The organism is Nitrosomonadales bacterium, assembly GCA_016716325.1.
Taxonomy (GTDB): Bacteria; Pseudomonadota; Gammaproteobacteria; order Burkholderiales; family Gallionellaceae; genus Gallionella.
Genome location: JADJWO010000001.1, coordinates 1,190,404 through 1,216,458, shown reverse-complemented (window position 1 = coordinate 1,216,458; position 26,055 = coordinate 1,190,404). Strand labels below are relative to the sequence as shown.

At 60.8% G+C, this 26,055-nt stretch carries 22 protein-coding genes and 2 pseudogenes; 14 read left to right on the top strand and 10 right to left on the bottom strand.

The features are described from left to right. The first annotated feature begins 15 nt into the window (after positions 1-15). The 4 genes and pseudogenes from IPM27_05730 (at position 16) to IPM27_05715 (ending at position 2,490) form a co-directional block, all read left to right on the top strand. Positions 16-660 (top strand): annotated as a pseudogene (locus IPM27_05730) (U32 family peptidase). Positions 661-825: 165 nt separating this feature from the next. Beyond that, a pseudogene (locus tag IPM27_05725) lies at positions 826-1,518 on the top strand (U32 family peptidase C-terminal domain-containing protein). Between the two features lie 18 nt (positions 1,519-1,536). Next, the gene (locus IPM27_05720) at positions 1,537-2,013 is read left to right on the top strand and encodes a retroviral-like aspartic protease family protein (GenBank protein ID MBK9161047.1); all 477 of its coding nucleotides are present in this window, start codon (positions 1,537-1,539) and stop codon (positions 2,011-2,013) included. Positions 2,014-2,031: 18 nt separating this feature from the next. Continuing rightward, positions 2,032-2,490 carry a YhcH/YjgK/YiaL family protein gene (locus tag IPM27_05715; GenBank protein MBK9161046.1) on the top strand — a complete coding sequence of 153 codons (459 nt, stop codon included), beginning with the start codon at positions 2,032-2,034 and terminating at the stop codon, positions 2,488-2,490. A 37-nt stretch (positions 2,491-2,527) separates the two neighbouring features. Here IPM27_05715 and IPM27_05710 read toward each other — a convergent pair whose 3' ends face one another. From IPM27_05710 to IPM27_05700, 3 genes are all read right to left on the bottom strand, one after another. Then, positions 2,528-3,094: a hypothetical protein gene (locus IPM27_05710; protein MBK9161045.1), complete on the bottom strand. Its 567-nt coding sequence runs from the start codon at positions 3,092-3,094 to the stop codon at positions 2,528-2,530. 68 nt (positions 3,095-3,162) lie between these two features. Beyond that, complete coding sequence (gene ttcA, locus IPM27_05705; protein MBK9161044.1) at positions 3,163-4,020, bottom strand: tRNA 2-thiocytidine(32) synthetase TtcA; 858 nt, start codon at positions 4,018-4,020, stop codon at positions 3,163-3,165. A 101-nt stretch (positions 4,021-4,121) separates the two neighbouring features. Next, positions 4,122-4,862, bottom strand: coding sequence for a pteridine reductase (locus IPM27_05700; GenBank protein ID MBK9161043.1), 741 nt, complete (start codon positions 4,860-4,862; stop codon positions 4,122-4,124). 68 nt (positions 4,863-4,930) lie between these two features. Here IPM27_05700 and IPM27_05695 point away from each other — a divergent pair, with 68 nt between their 5' ends. Further along, positions 4,931-6,088, top strand: coding sequence for a class I SAM-dependent methyltransferase (locus tag IPM27_05695; protein MBK9161042.1), 1,158 nt, complete (start codon positions 4,931-4,933; stop codon positions 6,086-6,088). 2 nt (positions 6,089-6,090) lie between these two features. On the opposite strand, the gene IPM27_05690 is transcribed toward IPM27_05695, so the two are convergent. The 3 genes from IPM27_05690 to IPM27_05680 are packed head-to-tail and all read right to left on the bottom strand — an operon-like array spanning position 6,091 to position 9,845. Next, entirely contained in the window at positions 6,091-6,567 is a 477-nt protein-coding gene (locus IPM27_05690; protein MBK9161041.1) for a hypothetical protein, read from the bottom strand. Continuing rightward, positions 6,560-7,825 (bottom strand): multifunctional CCA addition/repair protein, encoded by a 1,266-nt coding sequence (locus IPM27_05685; protein MBK9161040.1) that lies wholly within the window; start codon positions 7,823-7,825, stop codon positions 6,560-6,562. The genes IPM27_05690 and IPM27_05685 overlap by 8 nt, the downstream gene beginning before the upstream one ends. Next, positions 7,815-9,845, bottom strand: a complete 2,031-nt coding sequence (locus IPM27_05680) for a lytic transglycosylase domain-containing protein (GenBank protein ID MBK9161039.1) — start codon at positions 9,843-9,845, stop codon at positions 7,815-7,817. The genes IPM27_05685 and IPM27_05680 overlap by 11 nt, the downstream gene beginning before the upstream one ends. Before the next feature lie 402 nt (positions 9,846-10,247). On the opposite strand from IPM27_05680, the gene IPM27_05675 reads away from it, so the two are divergent. The 3 genes from IPM27_05675 to grxD all read left to right on the top strand — a co-directional run bounded on the left by IPM27_05675 (position 10,248) and on the right by grxD (position 13,388). Continuing rightward, positions 10,248-11,321 carry a porin gene (locus IPM27_05675; GenBank protein MBK9161038.1) on the top strand — a complete coding sequence of 358 codons (1,074 nt, stop codon included), beginning with the start codon at positions 10,248-10,250 and terminating at the stop codon, positions 11,319-11,321. 234 nt (positions 11,322-11,555) lie between these two features. Then, positions 11,556-12,971, top strand: a complete 1,416-nt coding sequence (gene nhaD / locus IPM27_05670; protein ID MBK9161037.1) for a sodium:proton antiporter NhaD — start codon at positions 11,556-11,558, stop codon at positions 12,969-12,971. A 102-nt stretch (positions 12,972-13,073) separates the two neighbouring features. After that, on the top strand, positions 13,074-13,388 hold the full coding sequence (gene grxD / locus IPM27_05665) for a Grx4 family monothiol glutaredoxin (GenBank protein MBK9161036.1): 315 nt from the start codon (positions 13,074-13,076) through the stop codon (positions 13,386-13,388). Positions 13,389-13,592: 204 nt separating this feature from the next. Here grxD and argH read toward each other — a convergent pair whose 3' ends face one another. Next, positions 13,593-14,984, bottom strand: coding sequence for an argininosuccinate lyase (gene argH, locus IPM27_05660; GenBank protein MBK9161035.1), 1,392 nt, complete (start codon positions 14,982-14,984; stop codon positions 13,593-13,595). Positions 14,985-15,063: 79 nt separating this feature from the next. Here argH and IPM27_05655 point away from each other — a divergent pair, with 79 nt between their 5' ends. Together IPM27_05655 and IPM27_05650 are read left to right on the top strand one after the other, a co-directional pair. After that, entirely contained in the window at positions 15,064-16,077 is a 1,014-nt protein-coding gene (locus tag IPM27_05655; GenBank protein MBK9161034.1) for a histidine kinase, read from the top strand. Further along, positions 16,074-16,838: a response regulator transcription factor gene (locus IPM27_05650; GenBank protein ID MBK9161033.1), complete on the top strand. Its 765-nt coding sequence runs from the start codon at positions 16,074-16,076 to the stop codon at positions 16,836-16,838. Before IPM27_05655 ends, IPM27_05650 begins: the two co-directional genes overlap by 4 nt. Here IPM27_05650 and IPM27_05645 read toward each other — a convergent pair. Beyond that, entirely contained in the window at positions 16,831-18,027 is a 1,197-nt protein-coding gene (locus IPM27_05645) for a DUF3393 domain-containing protein (protein ID MBK9161032.1), read from the bottom strand. The genes IPM27_05650 and IPM27_05645 overlap by 8 nt on opposite strands. Positions 18,028-18,073: 46 nt before the next feature. Beyond that, entirely contained in the window at positions 18,074-20,908 is a 2,835-nt protein-coding gene (ppc, locus tag IPM27_05640) for a phosphoenolpyruvate carboxylase (protein MBK9161031.1), read from the bottom strand. A gap of 80 nt (positions 20,909-20,988) precedes the next feature. On the opposite strand from ppc, the gene hemC reads away from it, so the two are divergent. Genes hemC through IPM27_05620 form a run of 4 tightly spaced genes read left to right on the top strand, consistent with a single transcriptional unit; the run spans position 20,989 to position 25,017 of the window. Then, positions 20,989-21,933 (top strand): hydroxymethylbilane synthase, encoded by a 945-nt coding sequence (gene hemC / locus IPM27_05635; protein MBK9161030.1) that lies wholly within the window; start codon positions 20,989-20,991, stop codon positions 21,931-21,933. Next, a complete protein-coding gene (locus IPM27_05630; GenBank protein MBK9161029.1) occupies positions 21,926-22,756 on the top strand; it encodes a uroporphyrinogen-III synthase in 831 nt (276 codons plus the stop codon). The genes hemC and IPM27_05630 overlap by 8 nt, the downstream gene beginning before the upstream one ends. Before the next feature lie 36 nt (positions 22,757-22,792). Further along, entirely contained in the window at positions 22,793-23,854 is a 1,062-nt protein-coding gene (locus tag IPM27_05625; GenBank protein ID MBK9161028.1) for a uroporphyrinogen-III C-methyltransferase, read from the top strand. Further along, positions 23,851-25,017: a heme biosynthesis protein HemY gene (locus tag IPM27_05620; GenBank protein ID MBK9161027.1), complete on the top strand. Its 1,167-nt coding sequence runs from the start codon at positions 23,851-23,853 to the stop codon at positions 25,015-25,017. Before IPM27_05625 ends, IPM27_05620 begins: the two co-directional genes overlap by 4 nt. Positions 25,018-25,026: 9 nt before the next feature. Here the strand turns inward: IPM27_05620 and IPM27_05615 are convergent, their stop codons facing one another. Next, the gene (locus IPM27_05615; GenBank protein ID MBK9161026.1) at positions 25,027-26,040 is read right to left on the bottom strand and encodes a CDP-6-deoxy-delta-3,4-glucoseen reductase; all 1,014 of its coding nucleotides are present in this window, start codon (positions 26,038-26,040) and stop codon (positions 25,027-25,029) included. Positions 26,041-26,055: the final 15 nt, after the last annotated feature.

Below are 26,055 nucleotides of genomic sequence, written 5' to 3'. Positions count from 1 at the left end.
CGTTATAATGCCCCGATGAAACCACCCGAACTCTTACTCCCCGCCGCTTCGCTGGATAAGATGCGCGCCGCCTACGCCTACGGCGCGGACGCGGTCTATGCCGGACAGCCGCGCTACAGCCTGCGTGTGCGCAACAACGAATTCAAGCTGGAACAGCTCGCGCAGGGTATCACGGAGGCGCACGGGCTGAGCAAGCAGTTCTACGTCGCCAGCAACCTGATGCCGCACAATGCCAAGGTGAAGACCTACATGGCCGACATGGAACCCGTCATCGCGATGAAGCCCGACGCGCTGATCATGGCCGACACCGGCCTGATCGCCATGGTGCGCGAACGCTGGCCGGAGCAGGTCATCCATCTCTCCGTGCAAGCCAACACTGTCAACTTCGCGGCGGTGAAGTTCTGGAAGTCCATCGGCCTGTCGCGCGTCATCCTGTCGCGCGAACTGTCGCTGGACGAGATCGAGGAGATCCGCCAGCAATGCCCGGACATGGAGCTGGAAGTGTTCGTGCACGGCGCGCTGTGCATCGCCTACTCCGGCCGCTGCCTGCTGTCCGGCTACTTCAACCACCGTGACGCCAACCAGGGTACATGCACCAACTCCTGTCGCTGGGACTACAAAGTGGAGAATGCTGCCGAAGACGGCACCGGGCACATCGAAAAGGCAAACCCTCTCTCCAACTCTGATGGAACAACTAGCCATTCGATTAAGCCCGCAAGCGGGCAAGTCGCTGGTTATTTCCCTGAGGGAGAGAGGGCAAATGTTCCCTCTCCCGCTTGCGGGAGAGGGCTAGGGAGAGGGTTGGCAGAAGACAGCCAACCTGAAAAGCTGGACTTCGATTTCGACAAGGCGCTGGGTGAAAGTGCGCTGTCCGATTGCGGTTCGCAGCCGCGTCATCCGCTGGCCGACCGCGTGTACATGATCTCGCGCCCGGACCATCCGGAAGAACTGATGCCGGTTCTGGAAGACGAACACGGCACCTACATCATGAACTCCAAGGACCTGCGCGCCGTAGAACATGTCGAGCGACTGGTGAAGATCGGTATCGATTCGCTGAAGGTGGAAGGCCGCACCAAGTCCATCTACTACGTGGCGCGCACCGCGCAGGTGTATCGCCAGGCCATCGACGACGCCTTAAAGGGACGCTCCTTCGATCTGAAACTGCTGGGCGCACTGGATGCACTGGCCAGCCGCGGTTACACCGACGGCTTCTACGAACGTCACCACACGCATGAGCAACAGAACTATATGAGAGGGCACTCAGAGAGCTTCCGCCAGCAGTATGTCGGCGACATCGTCGCTTGCGCGGATGGCATGGCCGAGATTGCCGTGAAGAACAAGTTCTCGGTCGGCGACAAACTGGAGATCATCCATCCTTCCGGCAATTCCATCGTCGAGCTGAAGGAAATGACGAGTCTGGAAGGTGAGGCGCTCTCCGTTGCACCCGGCAGTGGCCATCATGTGCGCATCCCGTTGCAGGGAGGACTGGCACAAGGCATGGTGGCGAGATTCATCTGATTGGGGGAACGGCGTAGCATGAACCTACGTGTCGCGGGCATCTCCTTCATCTGGCTGGTACTGGCAGGCGGCCTGTTCTATTTCTTCGACCGGCAATATCACCCAAATACCGCCGGCAAACTCGGCGAAGCAAAAGAGGTCATCCTGACTAGGGACCTTACCGGCCATTACCGCGCCGAAGCTTTCATCAATGATGTGAAGGCTTCCGTCATGGTCGATACCGGTGCCACGGATGTGGCCATCTCGCAACGGCTGGCCGACCGTCTGGGTATCACGAGCACCCGCGCCATCAGGACGCAGACAGCCAACGGTGATGCCGTCGCCTACATGACCCGCCTGTCCAGCGTAAAACTGGGTGGAATCGTGGCGAACGACGTGGCGGCAATCGTCACTCCTAACCTTCAGGGGGATGTGCTGCTGGGTATGTCGTTCCTGAACCGGATGGACGTGCGCTTGTATAAAGGCACCATGACCATCAAGCCAGTCAACGAGTAATCAACCAGGACACCCACCATGATTCTCTCCGCCCTCCCACAATCCTCCCGCTATACCGCGCTGCACCCGCTGTTCCCGCTCGCGTTCGACTATATCCGCGATACTGACTTCTTCGCGCTGGCACCGGGTCGCTACCCCATCGTAGGCGACGACCTGTTCGCCATCGTGGAGCAGGTGCCCGCGAAGGCGAGGGAGATGGCGAAGCTGGAGGCGCATCGTCGTTACATCGACATCCAGTTGGTGCTGGAAGGCGACGAAACGATGGGATGGAAGCCGTTGGCGGATTGCCTGAATCCGGTCAGCGAGCACAGCATGGAAAAGGATATCCGCTTCTTCCACGATGCACCGGCATCATGGGTGCCGGTGCCGCCGGATCATTTCTGCATTTTTTTCCCGGAGGATGCCCACGCGCCGCTGGTGGGCGGCGGCACGATACGCAAGGTGATCTTCAAGGTCGCGGTGCATCCCTCCACCTGATCGCGACCGGTTCCCGCCGGCGCCCGCTGTCGCCTGTTCAATGCCTGCCGCTGATCTCGCGCATCAAGTCTACCGTTTCCTGATTGGTCATTTCGCGCTCCTTGTCCTTTCTGAACAGCAGCCACAGCACCGCGCCATTGAACAGCACGAAGAACACTTCCAGATACAGTATCGGCGTCACGATGGCGAACATCGGGTCTGCCGAGAAAATGAAGTAGAACCCCTGGAAGGTCGGCAGCAGCGCATGGGTGATTGCATAAAAATATTCGAATGGAGGGAACAGCAGGATCACTGTCAGGTTGACGGCAACCACCAGCAGGATGGCGTTCTGGTAATTGAAATGCCGCTTGGAGCCCAAGGCATTCGTCGTATCGCGCAGCAGCAGCCAGGCGATGCCGACGTTTACCAGCAGCACGACGTTTTCGAGGAACAACAGATCGGTATTGACGATTTCATTGTTGCTGCCCGAGAACACGAAATGGAAGCCCGAGAAAATCAGCGACTTGGTGTCGGTGAACGAGAAGGAATCAAAGGGAGGGAACAATAGAAGCAGGGCGAGGTTGAACAGGCCCACCCATAATGCGATCTTCTGTTTGCGATTCATGCCGCATCCCTTTTCGGCAACAGATGCTGGCAATGCTACTGTGAATCTGCTGGGCGGACAATCGGAAGCTATGTTTCGCTGTTATCGAAGGCGATATCCCCATCATCCACGGCATCGCCCGGCTTCAACGATTTGAAGTCAAATAGTGCCGCATCCAGCAGATGCGAGGGCTTGACGTTCTGCATCGCGGTGAAGATGGTCTGCGAACGACCGGGATACTGACGCTCCCAGTCCTGCAACATCTGTTTGATGTTCTGGCGTTGCAGGTTCTCCTGCGAGCCGCACAGGTTGCACGGAATGATGGGGAATGCCATGCCGCGCGCGTAGCGGGCGATGTCCTTCTCGGCGCAATAGGCCAGCGGGCGGATCACGATGTGGTCGCCCTTGTCGGTCACCAGCTTGGGCGGCATCGCCTTCAGCTTGCCACCGAAGAACATGTTGAGGAACAGCGTCTCGATCATGTCGTCGCGGTGGTGGCCCAGCGCGATCTTGTTCGCGCCCAGCTCGCCGGCCACCTTGTAGATGATGCCACGGCGCAGCCGCGAGCACAGCGAGCAGGTGGTCTTGCCCTCGGGGATCTTCTCCTTGACGATCGAGTAGGTGTCCTGCGCCTCGATATGGAAGTCGACACCGGTGCTCTTCAGATAGTTGGGCAGCACATCGGCGGGGAAGCCCGGCTGCTTCTGGTCGAGGTTCATCGCCACGATCTTGAAGTCGATCGGCGCGCGTTTCTGCAGGGTGCGCAGAATGTCGAGCAGGGTGTAGGAGTCCTTGCCGCCGGAGAGGCACACCATCACGGTGTCGCCATCCTCGATCATGTTGAAGTCGCCGATGGCCTTGCCGACCGAACTTTCCAGCCGCCCCTTGAGGCGATTGAAGTTGGTGGATTGATGCTCGAATTGTATGGGTTGTATGGTGTCGTTCATCTGTTAGTCAAAAAAACAAATCGTCCATGAAAAGCACGAAAGACTCGAACAATGCGAAGCGGGTGTTCATTTCGTGCCTTTTGTGTATTTCGTGGACTGGTTCAAAGATTGATGCTTCTGCCGCCATCCACCGCGATCACCTGTCCGGTGATGTAGGGCGCATCGGCAAGCAGGAACTGCACGGCCTTCGCAATATCCTCGGGGCTGCCCTCGCGCTTGAGCAGCGTGTGTGCCACGATCTTGCGGCGCTGCTCTTCATTCTGCCAGGCCTCGCCTTCCGGCCAGATGATGACGCCGGGCGCGACCGCGTTCACCCGAACCTGGGGCGCCAGTTCCTGCGCCAGTCCTTTGGTCAGGGCGACCAGCCCGGCCTTGGCCACGCTGTATAACAGGTGTCCGTGCATGGGACGTTCCGCATGGATATCCACGATATTGACGATGCAGCCGTGACGGCGGCGCAGTTCCGGGAGCGCGGCCTGTGCCAGGAACAGCGGGGCTTTCAGGTTGGTGCCGAGCAAGTCATGCCAGTCGCGCTCGCCGGTGTCGGCCAGAGACAGGGCATAGAAACTGGAGGCGTTGTTCACCAGCGCATCCAGCCGCCCGAACTGTTGCACCGCCGCTTCCACCAGTGGCGGCAGGGCGGTCATGTCCAGCAGGTCTGCCGGTATGCAGCAGACGGAACCGGCGCGCGCTGCATTCAGTTCGTCGCGCAGGGTCTCCGCTTCGGCAGTGGAGGAACGGTAGTGGATGGCAACATTCGCACCGGCGGCATGCAGACGCCGGCAAATCGCCGCGCCGACGCGTTTTGCGCCGCCCGTCACCAGTACTGTTTTGCCTTGCATCGAGTTCATTCGCGCCATTCACGTTCAAGCTGTTAAACTTCGGTCATCGCTGCGAATTATAACTGACGATGCCTGCCAATCTGCCTGCTCCCTCCGACGAAGCGCTCGCCCACAGCATCAGGCTATGCGACCTGATCCGCAATGACATCCGAAATCGGGAAGGCTGGATATCCTTTGCGCGTTACATGGAACTGGCGCTGTACGCGCCCGGCCTGGGCTATTACACGGCGGGCGCGCACAAATTCGGCGAAGCGGGTGATTTCGTCACGGCCCCGGAGTTGTCGCCGCTGTTCGGGCGCACGCTGGCCAGGCAGGTGACGGAGATCATGGCGCATAGTGCGGCGCATATCCTGGAACTGGGCGCGGGCAGCGGGAAGCTGGCCGCAGACATGCTCACAGAACTGGAACAGCTCGGCAGCCTTCCGGAAAGCTACACGATCCTGGAGGTGAGCGCCGACTTGCGCGACCGGCAGCAGGTTTTGCTGGGCACGCGCCTGCCGCACCTTGCGGATCGGGTGCATTGGCTGGATGCGTTGCCGGAGAGTTTTTCCGGCGCGATCGTCGCCAATGAAGTGCTCGATGCGCTGCCAGTTCACCTGCTGCATCTGCGCGACAGTGCGTTTGCCGAGCGCGGAGTGGCAGTCGGGGAAGACGGTGGTTTCGTCTGGCGGGAACGTGCGGTCAACGATCCGCAACTGTTGCAGGAAGCGTTGCGGATCAATGTGCCGGACAACTATGTCACGGAAGTCTGTCCCGCCGCACGCGGGCTGATTGGTAGCCTTGCGCAATGCCTGGAGCAGGGGGCGATGTTGTTCATCGACTATGGCTTCGGCTCACGGGAGTATTACCATCCGCAGCGTAGCAGCGGCACGCTGATGTGCCACTACCGCCACCATGCGCACGATGATCCGTTCTTCCTGCCCGGTTTGCAGGACATCACCGCGCATGTCAATTTCACGGATATTGCGGAGAGCGGCATCGATGCGGGCATGGATCTGATGGGCTATACCTCGCAGGCGTTCTTCCTGATCAACTGCGGCATCACCGACCTGCTCCGGGACGCCGAGCCGGAGAACTTGCGCGATTACCTGCCGTTGTCGGCGCAGCTGCAGAAACTCACCAGCCCGGCCGAGATGGGTGAGCTGTTCAAGGTGATGGCATTCGGCAAAAAGCTGTCATACCCGCTGTCCGGATTCATGCGCGGCGATTTGACGCGCATGCTATAGCCTTATTGCCGTACGGTGGCGGCCGAATCTCCCCCATTCCCGTTGCCGGTCTTGCCGCGCAGGTAATCGGAGATCTCCTTGATGACCAGTTGCTCGTCGTGATTGCCGTCGATCTCGTCGAAGCGTGCGTCCAGGTTGGGCAGGGCTTTGGCCTCCTGGCGGGACAACATGCCGTTCTTGTCCTTGTCGGCTTTTTCCAAGCGCTGGCTGAATTCATGGCGCTTCTTGTTCAGGGCGGCGTTGAAGGCTTTGATCTCTTTCTTGCTTAGCGCGTCGTCGTGATTGGCATCGATCGCGTCGAAGTTCTCTGCCATGGCAGGCGCTCCCGCTATAGCTTCATCCCTGGATATCTTGCCATTCGCGTCGGTATCCACGCCCTTGAACAACTGGTTGAATTTTGCGTTGATACCAGATGTTTCGGCTGCGCAGGCGATGTAAGGCGTCGAAGCCAGGATGATACCGAGTATCCATTTATTCATTGCGATCCCTCTTTTTGCTGTCATCCAGCATGGGTTTGTACGAGTCCGATTGTTCTATTGCAGCGATACGGGCGCGCTGTACCCGTGCGGCGATTGTAACGCTATCGTGGCATTGCCGCGAAATCTCACCGGCATTCACCGCCCGTGCGACTGCCAGCATGCGCAACAGGTATTCCGCCTGCGGGTAAGCGTCGTGTTCGTGGCCGGTGCGGCCATGTGCATCGGAAGAACAGGTTTGCAGCAATTGCGCGAAACGTTCCGGCCTGCGCCAGGCGTCCGCAGACTGGAACAGTTTGACGATGGTTTCCGCGCGCAGGCCGGCGGCGCGATGGATGTCGCTGTGGAAGCGTGCGGCCAGCAGGGCGAGGTCGCGGCAGTCGGCCGGTGCGCGCAGCCGTTGCGACATCTTCTTCACGAGTTCCACGCTGCGCAGTTCGTGGCCGATATGTCGCGGCAGGATGTCCCTGGGGGTGGTGGCCTTGCCAAGGTCGTGGGTCAGCGCGGCGTAGCGTACTTCCAGCGCGTAACCGTGCCGTGCCGCATCGTCCACTACCAGCATGGTATGGATGCCGCAGTCGATTTCGGGATGGTAATGTGCCGGCTGCGGTACACCGAACAGCGCGTCCACTTCGGGAAAGATTCTGGCCAGCGCGCCGCAGTCGCGCAAGGTCTCGAAGAAGCGCGACGGTTCATTCTCCATCAGGCCGCGTGCAAGTTCCTGCCAGACGCGTTCGGCGACCAGCGCGTCCACTTCGCCGTTGCCCACCATCCCGCACATCAACTGCCGTGTTTCCGGTGCGATGCGGAAACCGAAACGTGCCGCGAAGCGCGCTGCGCGCAGGATGCGCACCGGATCCTCGGAAAAAGCATCGCTTACGTGGCGCAGCACGCCCGCCTCCAGGTCTGCCTGTCCGCCGTAAGGGTCGATCAGGTGGCCATGTTGGTCTTCGGCAATGGCGTTGATCGTGAAATCGCGGCGCAACAGATCCTGCTCCAGCGTGACATCGGGAGCGGCATAGACCGAGAATCCCTTGTAGCCGCGCGCGGTCTTGCGCTCGGTGCGTGCCAGCGCGTATTCCTCATGGGTCTCGGGGTGCAGGAATACCGGGAAGTCTGCGCCGACCGGCCTGAAGCCGAGCGCGGCCATCTCTTCCGGCGTGCTGCCGACCACCACCCAATCGCGATCCTGCACAGGCAGTCCGAGCAGCCGGTCGCGTACCGCGCCGCCTACGCAGTAGAGTTTTGCGTTACTTTTCATCGGGGATCGCCTGCTGGTTTTCCGCCGTTTTGCCCGCAACGATCCCCATGCGCTGTTTCAACGAGCGCGGCGGGTCGCCGAACAGTCTGGCGTAATACATGGTGTTGCTCATCACTTTTTTCACATAGTCGCGCGTTTCGTCGAACGGGATGGTTTCCGCATAGATGGCCCCTTCCATCGGGGCGTCGCCACGCCACTGGCGCGCCCGTCCCGGCCCTGCATTGTAGGCTGCCGAGGCCAGCACCGGGCTGCCGTCGAACCATGACAGCACGGTCTTCATATAATAAGTGCCGAGACGCAGATTGGTGTCGAGCTGGTGGATCAGCGACGGACGATAGCTTTTGAGCCCCATTTTGCGCGCCACCCAGCGTGCTGTCGAAGGCATGATCTGCATCAATCCCGCCGCGCCGGCACTGGATCGGGCGGCGGTGACGAATCGGCTTTCCTGGCGCATCAATCCATATACCCACGCCTCCTCCAGATTGTTCTCGCGGATGTGCGCCTGCAATGCATCACGATAGGGCGCAAGATAACGCAAGCCGAAGTCGTGCACGTTCACCGTCAGATTGGCGGCACCGATGGCGCGGTCGTACATTTTGTTGCGTCGCGCGATCTCCGCTGCGGTCAATAGTTCATGGTCGTTGAAGTTGCGCAATGTCCAGCTCCATTCCTTCAGTGCCTCGCTGCGCAGCTCCATGCGATACAGTGCCAAGGTGCGCTGTATCCCCGGCAAGGCCAGCATCGCCGCGATATCCCGCTTGCCGGGTTTGTAGGCGGGCGCTGCCTGATTCGTCCCGTGCCCGGCCAAAGAGGGCGGGTTCTGCGATTCCGCCAGCTCCTCTCCGGCCAACTGCCCGTAGTAATTGTGATCGCCGCTGAGCGATGCGAACAATTTGCGTGCCTCATCGGGCTTGCCCGCTGCCTGCAGCGCGCGCGCTTTCCAGTATTGCCAGGTCGTGTCACGTTGCTGGCGCTCGTCCATGCCGTCGATGCCGGCCAGCACCGCAGGCCAATCCCGGGCGCGCAATGCCGCGCGCACGCGCCATGCCGATTGTCGTTCGTTGAGCGGGGTGCCTGCCGCCGCCTTGAACCATTGCAGCGCGCGCGTATCGAGCTTGCGTGCCGCCTCATAACCCAGCCAGCCGTAAAAATAATGCTGTTCCGCATCGGTAAAGTAGACGGCGATTTTCGTCCAGCGCGCTTCGGCGAGTTCCGGGGATTGCTTTGCCAGACGTTGCAGGGCGAATAATGCGACGATGCGCTGCCCCTCGGTCTTACCGTCAAGCTTCGCGTTCTCCAGATAGCGATCTGCATCCGCTGCAGCCAAATCCAGCGCGGCGGCGGTGATCGCCAGTTTGCCGGAAAGCCGCTCGGCCAGCTTCTTGGCGAGTGAAACGTTGCCCGTTTCCAGCGCCAGACGCAGGCGCCGGCTGACATCCTGTTCGCTGATGATGCCTGCGGATAATGCCGTTTCGAACAAGGCACCGCAGTTATCCGGCAATCCTTTGCCGTTGAACCACATTTCGCGTGCCTCGCTCAATACGGTCGGCTCATGGATGCGGCTGCGCGATTGCAGGGCGTAGCAGGCAAGTTCCGTATCTTCCTTGATCAGGCGCGGGTATTCCGCATCGAACAGATCCCATTGCCGGTTCTTGCCGAGCAGTTTGAGCCACTCGCCGCGCAACTGGTCGACCAGCGGCGTGTCTTCCGGGCGCGCAAGAAAATCGGCGACCTTGCCCGCGACCGATCCCGGGTACTGTCTTGCGCCTGCATCGTCCAGGTCCAGGCGCAATTGATAATAGCTTGCGTAAATCTCCAGTGGCGACTTCTTCAGGCGTTTTGCGTAGTACCCGAGTTTGTCGGCATTCCCTGCGCGAAATGCATCGCGTGCTGCAAGAAAATCGCTGTCGTTCGTGCCACGGGATGCGATGGTTGGAGCAGGGTCGCGATGCGTCGCCTTTGCGGCATTGGCCGCCGGTGCGTATGTAATGAACAACAATAAGCAGAATATGAATCTCATTGCAAAACGATGGGAATGACAGTCGCATTGAGCATAGCACACCGCAGACAGCTCGATTTTTCGACGAGACGTAATGAATGATTGGCAAAAATCAGGATTTTTGTGTTGTAAAAAAACAACATGACAAGTTATTCATCAGATTGGGGTGTGTTTCGCCAGAATGAGTGAATGTTGTTTAAAAACAATGCACTGGAATTGTGTGTTCGTATCACGATAAAGTCGTGGAGATTTCCATGATCGCGAAATCATAACGAATTCCGGAAATGCTGCTTGCTCCCCATTTGCGGGTATGGATAATCCCGCCCTGAAACGCTTCTGGGGTGCTTCCGGTTTATTGGGACGTCGCACGACCGCACAATTCAAAACAATCAGTTGGTTGTATTTATTTTTAAGGAGTATCACATGCAAAAGAAAATCATCGCGCTGGCGATTGCCGCCATGGTTTCTGCACCGGCGTTCGCCGACAACAGCAACATCACGATCTATGGCATCGCCGACCTGTCCTATGACTTCATCAATACCGGCACCACCGCAGCGGGTGTTGCGGGTGTCAGCAAGCGCAATGTGTCGAGCAATGTTTCCCGTCTGGGCCTGAAGGGTGTAGAAGACCTGGGCGATGGTTTGGCGGCAGTCTGGCAGATCGAGCAACAGATCAACATGGACAATACCGGCGGTACTTTCGCCACCCGCAATACCTTCCTGGGGCTGAAGAGCAACAGCATGGGTACCGTGTTGCTGGGTCGCCACGATACGCCCTACAAGATTTCCACCCGCAAGCTGGACGTGTTCGGTGACAGCATCGCTGATAATCGCGGGTTGATGGGCGGTGTGACCGGCACTTCTGCTGCAGCCGCTTTCGATGGACGCCAGCCTGACGTGATTGCCTATATCAGCCCGGCCCTGAATGGTTTCACCGGTGCGGTAGCCTATGTCAATCTGACCGAAGCCAATACCACCGCTGCGGCCGCCAAGGCTAGCGCTGTGACGATGACGGGTATGTACGATGCTGGCCCATTCTATGGCGCGTTGGGCTACGAGGAGCATAAGCTCGACACCGTGCAGGTCGGCGGCAAGGAATCTGCATGGAAGCTGGGACTCGGCTATACGATGGATGCGTTCACGCTTGGTTTTGCCTACGAGAAGACCAGCGACAACCTCACCCCGGTTACCTATGCGAACCTGTTTGGTCACAACGCCTACTACCTGTCCGGCAAGTACAACATCGGCAACGACGCGGTCAAGCTGGCTTATGGCAAGGCTGGCCAGTTGGGGGCGACGGCCAACACCGGCGCGAACCAGTTCAGCTTGGGGTACGACCATGGCCTGAGCAAGCGTACCAAACTGTATGCGATCTATTCGCGTATCAGCAACCAGAGCGGCGTCAACTATGGTTTTTCGCAGACCACTGCGGTAACCATCAACGGCGCTGGCGCTTCCCCGTCTGTCGTTTCGCTGGGCATGAAGCACACGTTCTGACCCGAAGTGGCAAGGCACATCTGATCTGATTTGTCGATTGGATAAACAGGACAGGCACCTCAGGGTGCCTGTCCTGTTTTGTTTCCTGCTTGTCGCCGGGCATCCGTGTAGTGGCGGGCAGCCTGGATTCGGCCGGCTTCCTGTCTATTCGTTGTTCTGGGAGGGTAGAATGCCGCCCTGCTACCGCGCCGGACTGTGATCCGGCCCGGGTGACTTTAATCTGGAGATGTATTTATGGAACGTTTTGCCGCCTTCTTGTTTTTGATGCTCATGCCAATATGGGCGCACGCCTCCGAGGGTGCGGAGCGTCTTGATCTGACCGGAAGTTGGGTGGGTATCGCGGCGGCATTGCTGTTTTTCGTCGCCTATATCGTCGTCATGACCGAGGAATTCACCCACCTGCGCAAATCCAAGCCGGTGATGTTGGCTGCAGGGCTTATCTGGGGGCTGATCGCGTGGTATTACCAGTCACATGACATTCCGCATGTGGTTGAGGTCGCGCTACGCCACAATCTCGAGGAATATGCCGAGTTGATGCTGTTTTTGCTGGTGGCGATGACATTCATCAATGCGATGGAGGAGCGCCATGTATTCGAGGCGCTTCGGTCATGGCTGATCCGCAAGGGTTTCAGTTTTCATGGCCTGTTCTGGGTCACCGGGTTGCTGGCGTTCTTCATCTCGCCGGTTGCCGACAACCTGACGACCGCTTTATTGATGTCGGCGGTGGTGATTGCCGTCGGCGGAAGCAATAAAAAATTCGTCATGCTCTCCTGTATCAGCATCGTGGTCGCTGCCAATGCCGGCGGGGCTTTCAGCCCGTTCGGCGATATCACCACGCTGATGGTCTGGCAGAAGAATGTGCACGCGAGTAATGGCATTGTGGATTTCTGGAAGTTCTTCTATTTGTTCATTCCGTCACTGGTCAACTGGCTGGTTCCGGCGGCGGTCATGCATTTTTATGTTCCCGAAGGCAAGCCGGAAGGCGGAGGAAAAAAGATCGCCATGAAACGCGGAGCCCGCCCGATCATCGCGCTCTTTTTGTTTGCCATCGTCCTTGCGGTGACCTTTCACGGCTGGCTGGGTCTGCCGCCGGTGATCGGCATGCTGACCGGTCTGGGCCTGCTTAAGTTCTACGCGTATCACCTGAGGTTTGCTGACAGGCGGAAAAAATTGCGCAATCAGGAGGAAGAGGGCATCGGCAGCCCGGTGCCATTCGATATATACCGGGAGGTGGCGCGCTCCGAGTGGGATACGTTGTTCTTCTTCTACGGCGTGGTGATGTGCGTAGGCGCGCTCGGCTTCATCGGTTACCTGAGCATGCTTTCGCATTTGTTGTACGGCGTATGGGGCGCGACCAATGCCAATATCGCCATCGGCCTGATCTCGGCTGTCGTGGACAACATCCCGGTGATGTTCGCGGTACTGACGATGATGCCCGATATGTCGATGGGCCAATGGCTGCTGGTGACGATGACTGCGGGAGTGGGCGGGTCGCTGCTTTCGATCGGATCGGCTGCGGGTGTCGCCCTGATGGGGCAGGCACGCGGAATTTATACCTTTTTCGGCCACCTGAAGTGGACCCCGGTGATTGCGCTCGGTTATGCCGCCAGCATAGCGGTTCATATGCTGATCAATCGCAGTTTGTTTTAAAGAAGTCGGCGCCGCATGTTAATCCCCGACCGGGTTCGTGCGCTTGACGAAGCGCCGCTTGCGACCATAGAATTCCCGACCATTTAATTCAGGTAAGTGATAATGAGCACAGATATCCAGCAACGCATACACGAACAGGTCACCACCCATCCGGTGGTGCTCTACATGAAGGGCAACCCGAAATTTCCGCAATGCGGCTTTTCCGCCAACGCGGTACGCATCCTGAACGCGCTGGGGGTGAAGGATTTTTTCAGCGTGGACGTGCTGCAGGACCCGGATATCCGGCAGGGAATCAAGGACTACGCCAACTGGCCGACCATCCCGCAGCTTTATATCAGGGGTGATTTCGTCGGCGGTTCGGACATCATGACCGAGATGTACCAGAGCGGGGAGCTCAAGCAATTGCTGACAGACTAGGCCGAAATATATATGCATTTCGGCATATATGAATTGTTCGAAAATGTGTATATATTCCGTGTCGAGTGTCAAAAAGTGGTGGTTGGCGACAACCCCATTTTCATACTCTCCTCCTAACTTGGGCGATCTTCGGGTCGCCCATTTTTTGCCCATTTTTCAGGGCATCCGAATGGATGCACTGAAAGGGAGCGGAGACGCGACGCGCTATTCGGAAAGCGATTGGCGCGCGCGCACGATTGCGGCGCGGACCTGGTTGGGCGCGGTGCCGCCGATGTGATCGCGGCTGGCAAGTGAACCTTCCAGCGACAATACCTGATACACGTCCTCGCCGATATGCGGCGAGAATCGTTGCAACCCCGCCAATTCGATCTCGGCAAGGTCGCAGCCCTTCTGTTCGGCAAAACGCACCGCAAGCGCCACTGCCTCGTGGGCATCGCGGAACGGCAAGCCTTTTTTCACCAGGTAATCCGCCAGATCGGTTGCAGTCGCATAACCCTGCAATGCCGCACTGCGCATGGCTTCCGGTTTGACCTGTATGCCGGCGATCATGTCGGCGTAGATGCGCAGCGTCAGCGTCAGCGTCTCGACGGTGTCGAACAGCGGCTCCTTGTCTTCCTGGTTGTCCTTGTTGTAGGCCAGCGGCTGTCCTTTCATCAGCGTCAGCAGTGCCACCAGATGGCCGTTCACCCGCCCGGTCTTGCCGCGCACCAGTTCCGGGACGTCCGGGTTCTTTTTCTGCGGCATGATGCTCGAACCGGTGCAGAAGCGGTCGGCGAGGTCGATGAAGCCGACGCGCGGGCTCATCCACAGGATCAGCTCCTCTGAGAAGCGCGACAGGTGGGTCATGATCAGCGCGGCGCAGGCGGTGAACTCGATGGCGAAATCGCGATCCGACACCGCGTCCAGCGAGTTCTCGCATACGCCGTCGAAATCCAGCAGCTCCGCCACCATCTCCCGTTTGATCGGATAGCTGGTGCCGGCAAGCGCAGCAGCGCCCAGCGGCAAACGGTTCACGCGTTTGCGGCAATCGCGCAGACGTTCCGCATCGCGCTTGAGCATCTCGAAATAGGCCATCAGGTGATGGGCAAAGCTGATCGGTTGCGCGACCTGCAGATGCGTGAAGCCGGGCATGATGGTGTCAGTGTGCCGTTCGGCGAGGTCGAGCAGCGCGCGCTGCATGACTTTGATCAGTTCGAGCAGTTCGTCGATCGCGCTACGCAGATACAGTCGCACATCGGTTGCCACCTGGTCGTTGCGCGAACGTCCGGTATGCAGGCGCTTGCCCGCATCGCCGACCAGCGTGGTGAGCCGCTTCTCGATGTTGAGGTGCACGTCTTCCAGATCCAGCGACCAGACGAACTCGCCGCCGATGATCTCGTTCTCGATCTGCGCAAGGCCGCGCAGAATATCGTTCAGGTCCTGTCCCGCGATGATGCCGCAGGCGGCCAGCATGCGCGCGTGCGCCAGCGAACCCTGGATATCGAACAAGGCAAGCTTGCGGTCGAAATCCACCGAAGCCGTGTAGCGCTTCACCAGCTCTGCCACCGGTTCCGAGAATCGGCCCGACCAGGTATCTTTGTCTTGTATGTTCGCCATGGTTTGCTCCAGAATGGGACATGAAAAAATCCGCGATTCCTCATTCATGAATAAGGCGCGCAGTATAAAACAAAATGCCATGCCGGACGCGTTGCCGAACTTCCGCAACCTGGGCGTGACGCTGCGTATCCTGTTGATCGTCAACGGTCTGGCATTGGTGCAGTCGGTATTGCTGGCACATGCGTGGGCGGACGTGCCGCTGCACATGATGCAGATCGCCGCATTGCTCACCCCGGTACTGTTTGCCAGCCTGCTGCTGCTGTGGGCCGTGCAGCCATGGCTGGACAGGCTGGCATACTGGCGCGGCGTGCTGGCGGTGAATGTGGCGGTGGTCGTATTGACGCTGACTGTCTATTACGCGGGCGGGGAATTGTACCGGCCGCCGGAAACGGCCGATTACCGTTACTTCGATGCGGTGCGTTACGCGCTGCTCGGCGTGGCGGTATGCGGCATCCTGCTGGCGTATTTCAACCTGCGTGCCCGCTTCCTGTCGCGCGCGCTGCACGAGGCACGCCTGCAGGTGTTGCGCGCGCGCATCCGGCCGCACTTCCTGTTCAACAGCATCAATGCCGTACTCGGCATCGTGCGCGCCCAGCCCAAACAGGCCGAGACCGCGCTGGAAGACATGGCCGATCTGTTCCGCATGGCGATGAACGAAACCGGTGATCTGGTGCCCCTGCATCGCGAGATACAATTGAGCAGGCAATATATTGCACTGGAACAGTTGCGCATCGGCGATCGCCTGCGGGTGGATTGGGACACGAAGGGCGTACCCGACGATGCCCTGATCCCTCCGCTGTTGTTGCAACCGCTGCTGGAGAATGCCGTGTATCACGGCATCGAGCGGCTACCGCAGGGCGGCAGCATCGGCGTCGCGCTGCGCCTCGGCGGCGACGGATTGCGGATCACGGTGGAGAATCCATGCCCGCTGCGCGAAACCGCCCCGCACGCCGGCAGCAAGATGGCGTTGCGGAACATCCGTGAACGGCTGGCCTTGCTGTTCGACGTCGAGGCCAGCTATCAGGTGGAAAACGGCAAGGATTTCTATCGCGTGGAGATCACACTGCCGTACAGGAAGGAGGAAACAAGATGAACAACATCGTTGAACTGGCGTTGCGCGTCTTCATCGTGGACGACGAACCGCCCGCGCGCAACCGGCTGCGCGACCTGCTGCAGGATTGCAGCGAGCAGCTCGCGCTGGAAGTGGTCGGCGAGGCGGGCAACGGCCAGGAAGCGCTGGACAAACTGATGGAGGTGACGGCCGACGTGGTGCTGCTGGACATCCGTATGCCGCAGATGGACGGCATCGAACTCGCGCAACACCTCAATAAATTGCCCAGGCCGCCGGTGATCGTCTTTACCACCGCTTACGACGCCTACGCGATCAAGGCATTCGAACTGCACGCCATCGACTACCTGCTCAAGCCGATCCGCCTCGGCAGGTTGTTCGATGCGCTCACCCGCGCGCGCGAAGCCGTCCCGGTGCAGACCGAAGTGCTGCGCGAACTGCTGCCCGAGCCGCGCAAATGTCTTTCCATCCACGAGCGCGGCAAGATCCACCTGGTACCTGTCGAGCAGGTGCTGTACCTGCGCGCCGAGCTGAAATACGTCACGGTGCGAACCGCCGATCACGAATACCTGCTCGAGGAATCGCTCAGCGCGCTGGAGAAGGAATTCGCCACGCGCTTTGTGCGCATCCACCGCAACTGCCTGGTCGCGAAAGAGGAGATCGAAGGTTTTGAAAAAGGCGGCGAAGAGGGCGAAAGCAGCGGCTGGATGGTGAAGCTCAAAGGGCTGGACGAACTGCTGGCGATCAGCCGCAGGCAGCAGCATATCGTCAGGGAATTCAGTTGACCGTGACGAACTGCTTCCTGAACCCCACCACCTTCTGCAGGTACTGGCGCGTTTCGGCATAGGGCAGCTTCTGGCGCAGTTTCCAGTACACGGAAGGCGCGCTCAGGCTGTTGATCTGTTTCAGCGCGCTGTCGCGGTTCTTCGATGAGCCGCCGAAGGCGCGCAGCACGTTGCCGGGGCCGGTGTTGTAGGCGGAGATGACGCAGTACTCGCGCGACACCGGATCGGCGATGGCATCCAGTTCGTCGAAAGACAATACGCTCAGATAGGCCGTGCCCAGCTCGATGTTGTTGCCGGGATCGAACAGGTATTGCTTGCTCGGTATCTGGTCGTATCCTCTGGCGCGCTTGTAGGCGTCGCGCCCGCCGCTGCTCGGGACCAGTTGCATCAGGCCGTAGGCGGGCGCGGGGCTGACCGCGAACGGGTTGAAGTTGCTTTCGGTGCGCATGATGGCGAATACCAGACTGGGGCTGATGTCGTAGGTCCTGGCGAATTTTTCCACCAGCGGGCGGTATTTCTCCGCCTGTTTATTCGAGAAATTGCTGACCATGCCGAACCTGGCATAACGTGCCTGCTTGCGTCCCGCGTCGGTGTCGACGCTGCGGGATTGCGCCTTGCCGACCAGGCTGGCGGCGTAGCGTTCCGCCTGTTGCGGCGTGGCGATGGCGCGCCCCGTTTCGTCCAGCACCAGCCCGAGCAGGTAGGGGTCGTGTTCGCTGGTCAGTTTGATCGAGTTGTCCGAGAACAGGTCGACCGCGCGCGGATCGTCCGGTGTGAGCAGTGTGGTGATGATGGCGTCCTTCAGGCTGCCCTCCGGGTTCTTGTCGTCCAGCGTTTCGACAGTGATCTCGCCGCGGTCGAAGTCCACGATGGCGCGGCTCAGATAACCCTGCGTATATTTGACGTAATGGGTGCGGTCGGGCAGGCGCGTTTCCTTTTTGCCCCACTTCTTGCCGGCGTTGCCGCGCAACACGTCCATCAGTCTCTGGAAGTCGCGCTGGAGGCCCTTCAAATCGCTGGCGAGTTGCAGCGGGTTGCGCATGTAGGACAGCTTCTTGCGTTGCAGAATCGCGCGTGCGGCAGCCTCTGGACTGCCGCTGGTGGCGATCTGCGCGACGGTCCGCGCGGTGCCGCTGGTGGCGGCCGAGACGATGCTTCGGGCGGATTTGCTGCTGCACGAGGTGAGCAGCAGGAGGGCAGCAAGCGATAACAGGATGCCGCGTCTCACGTGCCGGTCACCCGCTGTTGCGCAGGCCGGTTGCGATGCCGTTGATGCTCAGGTGGATCGCGCGCTTGACCAGTACGTCGTTGTCGCCGGCACGGTGGCGGTGCAACAGGGCGACCTGGAGGTGGTTGAGCGGATCGATATAGGGGGTGCGGGTCATCAGGCTACGCGCGAAGGCCGGGTTGTCCTGTAACAGCGTGTGGTTGCCGGTGACCGCGAACAGCATTTTGATGGTGCTCTTCCATTCGCTTTCGATCGCGCCGAAGACGGCATCGCGCAACGCTTCGTCCTCGACCAGTTCCGCGTAGCGCGACGCGATGCCCATGTCGGTCTTCGACAGCACCATGTCCATGTTCGACAGCAGGCCGCGGAAGAACGGCCAGTTCCGGTACATCGCCTGCAATTGCGTCAGCCCGGCCTTGCCTTCGCGCTCGACGAAGCGCTGGACCGCGCTGCCGAAGCCGAACCAGCCGGGCAGCAGGGTGCGGGTCAGCCCCCAGCTGAACACCCACGGGATGGCGCGCAGATCTTCGATGCGGTCGGAAGCCTTGCGCGACGACGGGCGGCTGCCGATGTTGAGTTCGGCGATCTCGCGGATCGGCGTGGCGGAGAAGAAATAATCGTTGAAGCCCGGCGTTTCGTACACCAGCTTGCGGTAGGCCTGGAACGCGTCGAGGCTGAGCGCTTCCATGATGCGCATGTATTCCGGGTTGCCGTCCGCGTCGTGCGGATGGTCGAGCAGGGTCGCCTCGAACGTGGCCGCAATCAGCGTTTCGAGGTTGCGACGGCCGATCTCGGGATTGGAGTATTTGCTGGAGATCACCTCGCCCTGCTCGGTGATGCGGATCTGGCCGTTCACGCTGCCCGGCGGCTGCGCGAGGATCGCGTCGTAGCTCGGGCCGCCGCCGCGCCCCACCGTGCCGCCGCGCCCGTGGAACAGGCGCAGTTCGATGCCGTGCTTCTCGAACACCTTCACCAGTTCGACCTCGGCCTTGTACAGTTCCCAGTTGGCGGTGAGGTAACCGCCGTCCTTGTTGCTGTCGGAATAGCCCAGCATCACTTCCTGCGTGTCGCCGCGGCTGGCGAGCAGCGTGCGGTACCACGGCAGCGAGAACAGATCGTCCATGATGGCGGCACAGCCGCGCAGGTCTTCGATGGTCTCGAACAACGGGATGATGTTGACGTGCAGGCGAGGGTTGGGATCATCGCGCAGTGATTCGTTCGCTCCCTCTCCCGCTGGGCGGGAGAGGGTTGAGAGGGTCCCGCCTTCGAGCAGGCCGACCTGCTGCAGCATCAGCGCCAGTTCCAGCATGTCACTGACCGCATCGGTCTTGGAGATGATGTGGTTGGGCAGGGCGTCGCGGCCGAAGCGCTGGTGGAGTTGCGCGGCGGTTTGCATGATCTTCAGTTCGCTCTTTGCGATGTCGCCGTATTGTTCGATATCGCCGAGCATCGGTTTGCCGGCCTGCAACGCGTCCAGCAGTACGTTGCGCCGGGCCGCCTCGTCGAGATCGCGGTAGTTTGCCTTGCCGCTGCTGTGGGAGAACAGTTCACTGACGGTCTCCTCGATGACGGCACTGTGCTGGCGCATGTCCAGCGGCGCAAGGTGGAAACCGAACACCTCTGCGGCACGGCGCAGGTTGGCCAGCCGTCCGCGCGCCAGATAGACCGCGCCATGTTTGAACAGCGAATCGATCAGCACATCGAGGTCGGCGATGAATTCCCGGGGCGAGCCGTAGGGCTGCGCGTTCTCACCCAGAGGGGGTTGGTGCGAAAGCTTGTGTCCGAGCTGTTGTGAGGTTGCGGACAGGCGCGCATAGATCAGGTTCAGCGAGCGGCGGTAGGGTTCGTCGGCGCGCGCAGGATCCTTGTCCGGGGAGGCGTCGGACAGCTTGCGCAGGTCGTCGCTGACATCGACCAGATGGTCGGTCAGGCTCAGGCGCCGTCCCAGCACATAGGTCTCGTTCAGGTAGTATTCCAGTGCCAGTGAGGATTGCTGCTGAACGGCGTCCAGCATCACCTCATGGGTGACGAACGGGTTGCCGTCGCGGTCGCCGCCGATCCAGCTGCCGACCCGCAACAGCGGAGGCACCTTGATGTCCTTTGCGAAGCGGGCTTCGAGCTGTTTTTCCAGATTCGCGTAGATGCGCGGGATCTCCGACAGGAAGGTGTAGCGGTAGAACTCCAGCCCGTTGGCGACCTCGTCGCGCACATTGAGCTTGGAAGGGCGCAGCATGCGCGTTTGCCACAGGATCAGCACGAAGCGGCGCAACGCCACTTCGTTGTCGGCCAGTTCGTCCGGCGTCATTTCCATGCGGTCGCGGTTCGCCAGCAGGCTGGAGATGATCAGCTGGCAATCAAGGATGCTCTTGCGCTGCACTTCGGTGGGGTGAGCGGTGAGTACCGGCGAGACCAATGCGCTGTCGAGGAATCTCTGCAGCGCCTGCTTGCCGATCGGTTTGTTCTCGAGGCGTTTTAGCGCCAGCGCCAGGCTGCCATCCTTGGGGGCGCTGCCCTTTTTGAGATGGGCGCGATGGCGGCGGTTGTGGTGCATGTCCTCTGCAATGTTGGACAGTTGCGAGAAATAGCTGAACGCGCGCACCACGGCCAGTGTCTCACCGGGCGAGAGCGCTTCCAGCACCTGTTCGAGTTGTTCTCCGTCGCGCTCGTCCTGCGTCTTGCGGAAGCGTACCGCCGCGCGCCGCACGTTTTCGATCAGCTGGAACGTCTCCTCGCCTTCCTGCTCGCGCAGCGTATCGCCGAGGATGCGCCCGAGCAGGCGCACGTCGTCGCGCAACGGCTGGTCTTTACTGGAAATGCTGGTGGAAGCGACAATCAGGTTCATCAGTTTCTCGGAACAAAAGCGCGGCGCACCTCATGCTAGAATGCGCCGCAGATTAATTACAAAATTTTCAGGAAATTTCGATGAGTCAAACAGCCCCAACTTCCCCTTCCCGTCTGGTGATCGCGTCGCGCGAAAGCGCACTGGCCATGTGGCAGGCGGAACATGTGCGCGACAGGCTGCGCGCATTATATCCGCAAACCCAGGTCAGCATATTGGGGATGACCACGCAGGGCGATCAGATCCTCGATGTCACGCTGTCCAAGATCGGCGGCAAGGGGCTGTTCGTCAAGGAGCTGGAGACCGCGCTGGAAGACGGCCGCGCCGACCTTGCGGTGCATTCGCTGAAGGATGTGCCGATGCACCTTCCGGAAGGCTTTGTGCTGGCCGCGATCGGCGAACGCGAAGATCCTCATGACGCCTTCGTGTCCAATCAGCACGAAAACCTGCAGAGCCTGCCGGAAGGCAGCGTGGTCGGTACCTCCAGCCTGCGCCGCGAGAGCCAGTTGCGCGCGCGTTTCCCGCACCTGAAGATCGAACCGTTGCGTGGCAACGTACAGACCCGTTTGCGCAAGCTGGACGAAGGCCGCTATGCGGCCATCATCCTCGCTGCTGCCGGTCTGAAACGCCTCGGGCTGGGGGCGCGCATCCGCAACATCATCTCCAGCGAGGACAGCCTGCCGGCCGTCGGGCAGGGCGCGCTGGGCATCGAATGCCGCGCCGATCGCGCCGATGTGATCGCCTGTCTGCAACCGTTGCACCATGCGGATACCGCAGCCTGCGTGCTGGCCGAACGCGCAATGAGCCGGACGCTGAACGGCAGTTGCCAGGTGCCGTTGGGCGGTTTCGCCGAACTGCGCGAGGGCCGGTTGTGGATGCGCGGCTTCGTCGCCACGCCGGACGGCTCGCGGATGTTGCGTGCCGAGGCTTTCGGCGATTGCGGCGATCCCGCCGCGCTGGGCATCCGGGTCGCCGAAGCGTTGCTCGCGCAGGGTGCGGGCGAGATCCTTGCTGCGCTCAATGGGTGACCTGCCGCTCGCCGGACTGAGAATCGTCGTCACGCGGCCGCGTGACCAGGCCGCGCAACTGGCGCGTTCGATCGAACAGGCGGGCGGCATACCCGTACTGTTCCCGTTGCTGGAGATCGGCCCGGCGAGCGACCCGCAGACCTTGCAGGAGCAGATCGCGCGTTTGGCGCAATTCGACCTCGCCATTTTCATCAGCCCGAATGCCGTGCATTACGGTATGGAGGCTATCCTGGCGACCCTCGCGCGCGCTGTCGCGCCCTCCTCTCCCTCAAGCGGAGGAGGCGTTGGGGGAGAGGGGGGGCTTCTGGCATTGCCACCAGCCCTTAAAATCGCCGCAGTCGGGCAGGGCAGCGCGAAAGCGTTGCGCGAACTGGGCATCGCCCGGGTGATCGCGCCGGTCGAGCGCTTCGACAGCGAAGGCCTGCTGGCGGTGCCGGAATTGCAGGATGTTGCCGGATGGCGGGTGATGGTCTTCCGTGGCGACGGCGGTCGCGAGTTGCTGGGCGATACGCTCAGGGCGCGCGGGGCCACCGTGGAATATGCCGCGTGTTACCGGCGCAGCAAGTCGCAACAGGATGCGACCGTGTTGCGGGACAGCGCGCCTGACGCGATCAGCGTGACCAGCAGCGAGGCGCTGGAACACTTGTGGAAGATGCTGGACGGGACCGCGCGGGAAGGGTTGCGCGATGTGCCACTGTTCGTGCCTCACCCGCGCATCGCCGGGTTGGCGCAGCGGCAAGGCTGGCGGCAGGTGCGGCTAACCGGCCCCGGGGACGATGGTTTACTATCCGCGCTGGCGGATTGGTCTGAAGAGCAGGGGTGAGACATGAGTGAGCAGGACACGCAACCGGGAAGCGCCATGCCGGATGCACCGGAACCTCCGGTACCCGTCCGTCCGGCGCAAAAGAACTCGCCGGCGGATATCTTTTCGCGCATCACACTCACGCAGATGACGCTGGCCGCACTGGCCGTGATATTCCTGTGGCAATGGCTGGACGGGCATCGCGCCATCGGCGACATGCAGCGCCAGTTGGCGCAGAAGATCGCGGAGATGGACGGTGCGGGCAAGGCCAATCAGGTGCTGCTGGCGCAGAGCCAGGACGAGGTGCGCGAACTGTCGGCCAGATTGAGCATGATGGACGCGCGTTATGCCGAAGCGCAGGATCAGCGGGCTGCGCTGGAGGTGTTGTATAACGACCTGTCGGTCAGCCGCGACGAGACGGCACTGGCGGAAGTCGAGCAGCTTCTGCTGATCGCCGGCCAGCAACTGCAACTGTCGGCCAACGTCAAAGCCGCGCTGATCGCGATGCAAAGCGCCGATGAGCGTTTGCAGCGCACGGATCGCCCCGTATTCAACCGGCTGCGCAAAGTCATCGGCCAGGACATGGACAAACTCCGCGCGCTGCCCGACGTGGATGTCGCCGCGCTCAATTTCCAGCTCGACGACCTGAGTGCCGGCGTGGACGCGTTGCCGCTGGCCTACCAGCGCCGTGCGACGGAGGCTGCCGCCGAAACACATCCCCGGGAAGACGGATCCGCATGGCAGAAACTGCTGCGCGAGATCGGGCGGGAGGCGGGACAACTGGTGCGCATCGAGAACACCGGCAAGTCTGCCATCCCGCTGGTCGCACCCGACCAGAAATTCTTCCTGCGCGAGAATCTCAAGCTGCGCCTGCTGTCCGCTCGCCTTGCACTGTTGTCGCGCGACCAGGAGAGTTTCCGGCGCGAGATCAAGACCGCGCAGCTATGGACGGCACGCTATTTCGACGAGAAATCGAAACCGGTCGCGCAGATGCAGAAGGCGCTCGGGAAGTTCGCACAGTCCGACATCGACATCGAGTTGCCCGACATCAGCGCCAGCCTGCAGGCCGTGCGTACCCAGCGGCTGTCCCGCGAGAACGAGGCAAAGGCCTCGCGATGAAATACCTGCTCTGGATCCTGGCTCTGTTCGCGGCAGCGGCGGCGCTGACAGTCGCCTCGCACAATCCGGGGTATGTGCTGCTGGTTTATCCGCCGTACCGCATCGAACTGTCGTTCACGCTGTTCGCCATCCTGTCGCTGCTGGCATTCGTGACCGGCTATGTGCTGGTGCGCATGGTGTCTGCCGCGTTGCAATTGCCCGCCTATGTGCGGAAATTCCGTATGGAGCGCGCGCGGTCCAAGGCGCGCGAGCTGCTCGACGAGGCGCTCGGCGCGTTCTTCGAGGGCCGCTACGCTGCAGCGGAAAAAGCCTCGGTGCGTGCGATGGAGCTGGGCGACACCTCCGCATTGCATCCCGTTATCGCCGCGCGGTCCGCGCACGAACTGCACGAATACGAGAAGCGCGACGTCTACCTGTCCGCTGCCGAGGGCAGGACGGCGGGGGACGCCACCATGCGCCTGATGGCTTCCGCCAAGTTCATGCTCGACCAGCACGACCCGCACGCGGCTCTGGGCGCCTTGCACAAACTGCGCGGCAGCGGGGGCAAGAGTCATGCCGGCGCGTTATCCCTGGAACTCAAGGCGCAACAACAGGCGGGGAACTGGGATGAAGTGCTGGGCGTGCTGGAGCAACTGGAAAAGCGCGCAGCCATCGATGTCACGACGGCTGCGCAATTGCGCCAACAGGCCTGGCTGGAAAAGATCCGCCGCCAGGAAAGCCTGGCGGACCTGAACACCTGCCTGAGAGGCATGCCTGCAGAACTCAATCGGTGCGGCAAGATTGCGGCGGCGACCGCGCAGGCGCTGATCCGCCGTGGCGATTGCCAGGCCGCGCAACACCTGCTTGCCGACAGCCTGAACGCGCAATGGGACAGCGAACTGGTCGCGCTATATGGCGATTGCCGTTCCGGGGATGCCGTGGCGCAGATCGAACAAGCCGAGAAGTGGCTCGGCCTGCACCGGGACGACGCGGGATTGCTGCTGGCGCTCGGCAAGCTTTGTCTGCACCAGCAGTTGTGGGGCAAGGCGCAGAACTATCTGGATGCCAGCGCCAGCATCGCGCCCGGTCATGCGGTCTATACCGCGCTGGGCCAGCTTGCGCAGCACACGGGGAAATCCGGCGAGTCGCTCGAATACTATCGGCGCGCGATGGAATTGAAGTGAGACGGGCGGCTAGCTCTTCGGCACGAAGGTGAAGGCGTCCGAATAGAATGCGTCCTCCGGCAGGCCGCGCTGCGAAGTGAAGTCGCGGTGTGCCGCTTCCACCACCACCGGTGCGCCGCAGGCATACACCTCATGCGCGGATAGATCATCGTAGTCGTCCAGCACCGCCTGGTGCACGAAGCCGGTGCGCCCCTGCCAGTTGTCTTCCGGCAACGCGTCCGACAGCACCGGCGTGAATCTGATGCCGTTGCCTTCCCATTCCTTCGCCTTGTCCAGCATGTACAGGTCGGCCAGCTTGCGCACGCCCCAGTAGAAATGCATCGGGCGCTTGATGCCGACATACAGCGCGTGCTCGATGATCGCCTTGATCGGCGCGAAGCCGGTGCCGCTGGCGACGAAGATGATCGGCCGGCCGGAATCCTCGCGCAGGAAGAACGTGCCGAGCGGGCCCTTGAAACGCAGGATGTCGCGCTCCTTCATCTCCTCGAAGATATGGCGCGTGAACGCGCCGCCGGAGATGTTGCGGACATGCAGTTCGAGGAACTCGTCGTCGTGCGGCGCATTCGCCAGCGAGAAGCTGCGCGGCTTCTGGTCCTTTTGCAGGATGTCGATGTATTGCCCGGCGAGGAATTGCAGCCTTTCATTCGCGGGGAGCTTGAGTTTCAGCACCATCACGTCCTCGGCGGGACGCTCCATCCTCTGCACCCGGCACGGCAGCGTCTTGATCTGGATCTCGCCCGCCGCAGTCACTTCGCGGCACTCGATCACCAGATCCGACAGCGGTTTGGCGCAGCAGAACAATGCCATGCCGGTAGCCTTTTCGGCATCCGTCAACACGCCTTCCTGATGCCTGCCGTGGTCGATATTGCCCTGCACCACCTTTCCCTTGCAGGCCCCGCACACACCGTCGCGGCAACTGTAGGGCAGGGTATAGCCATGCCTGATGGCGGCTTCGAGGACGGTCTCGTTCGCTTCGATGGGGAATTCGTGCCCGCTGGGCTCGATGATCGTTTTGAATGACATGGTGAATAGTTCGGG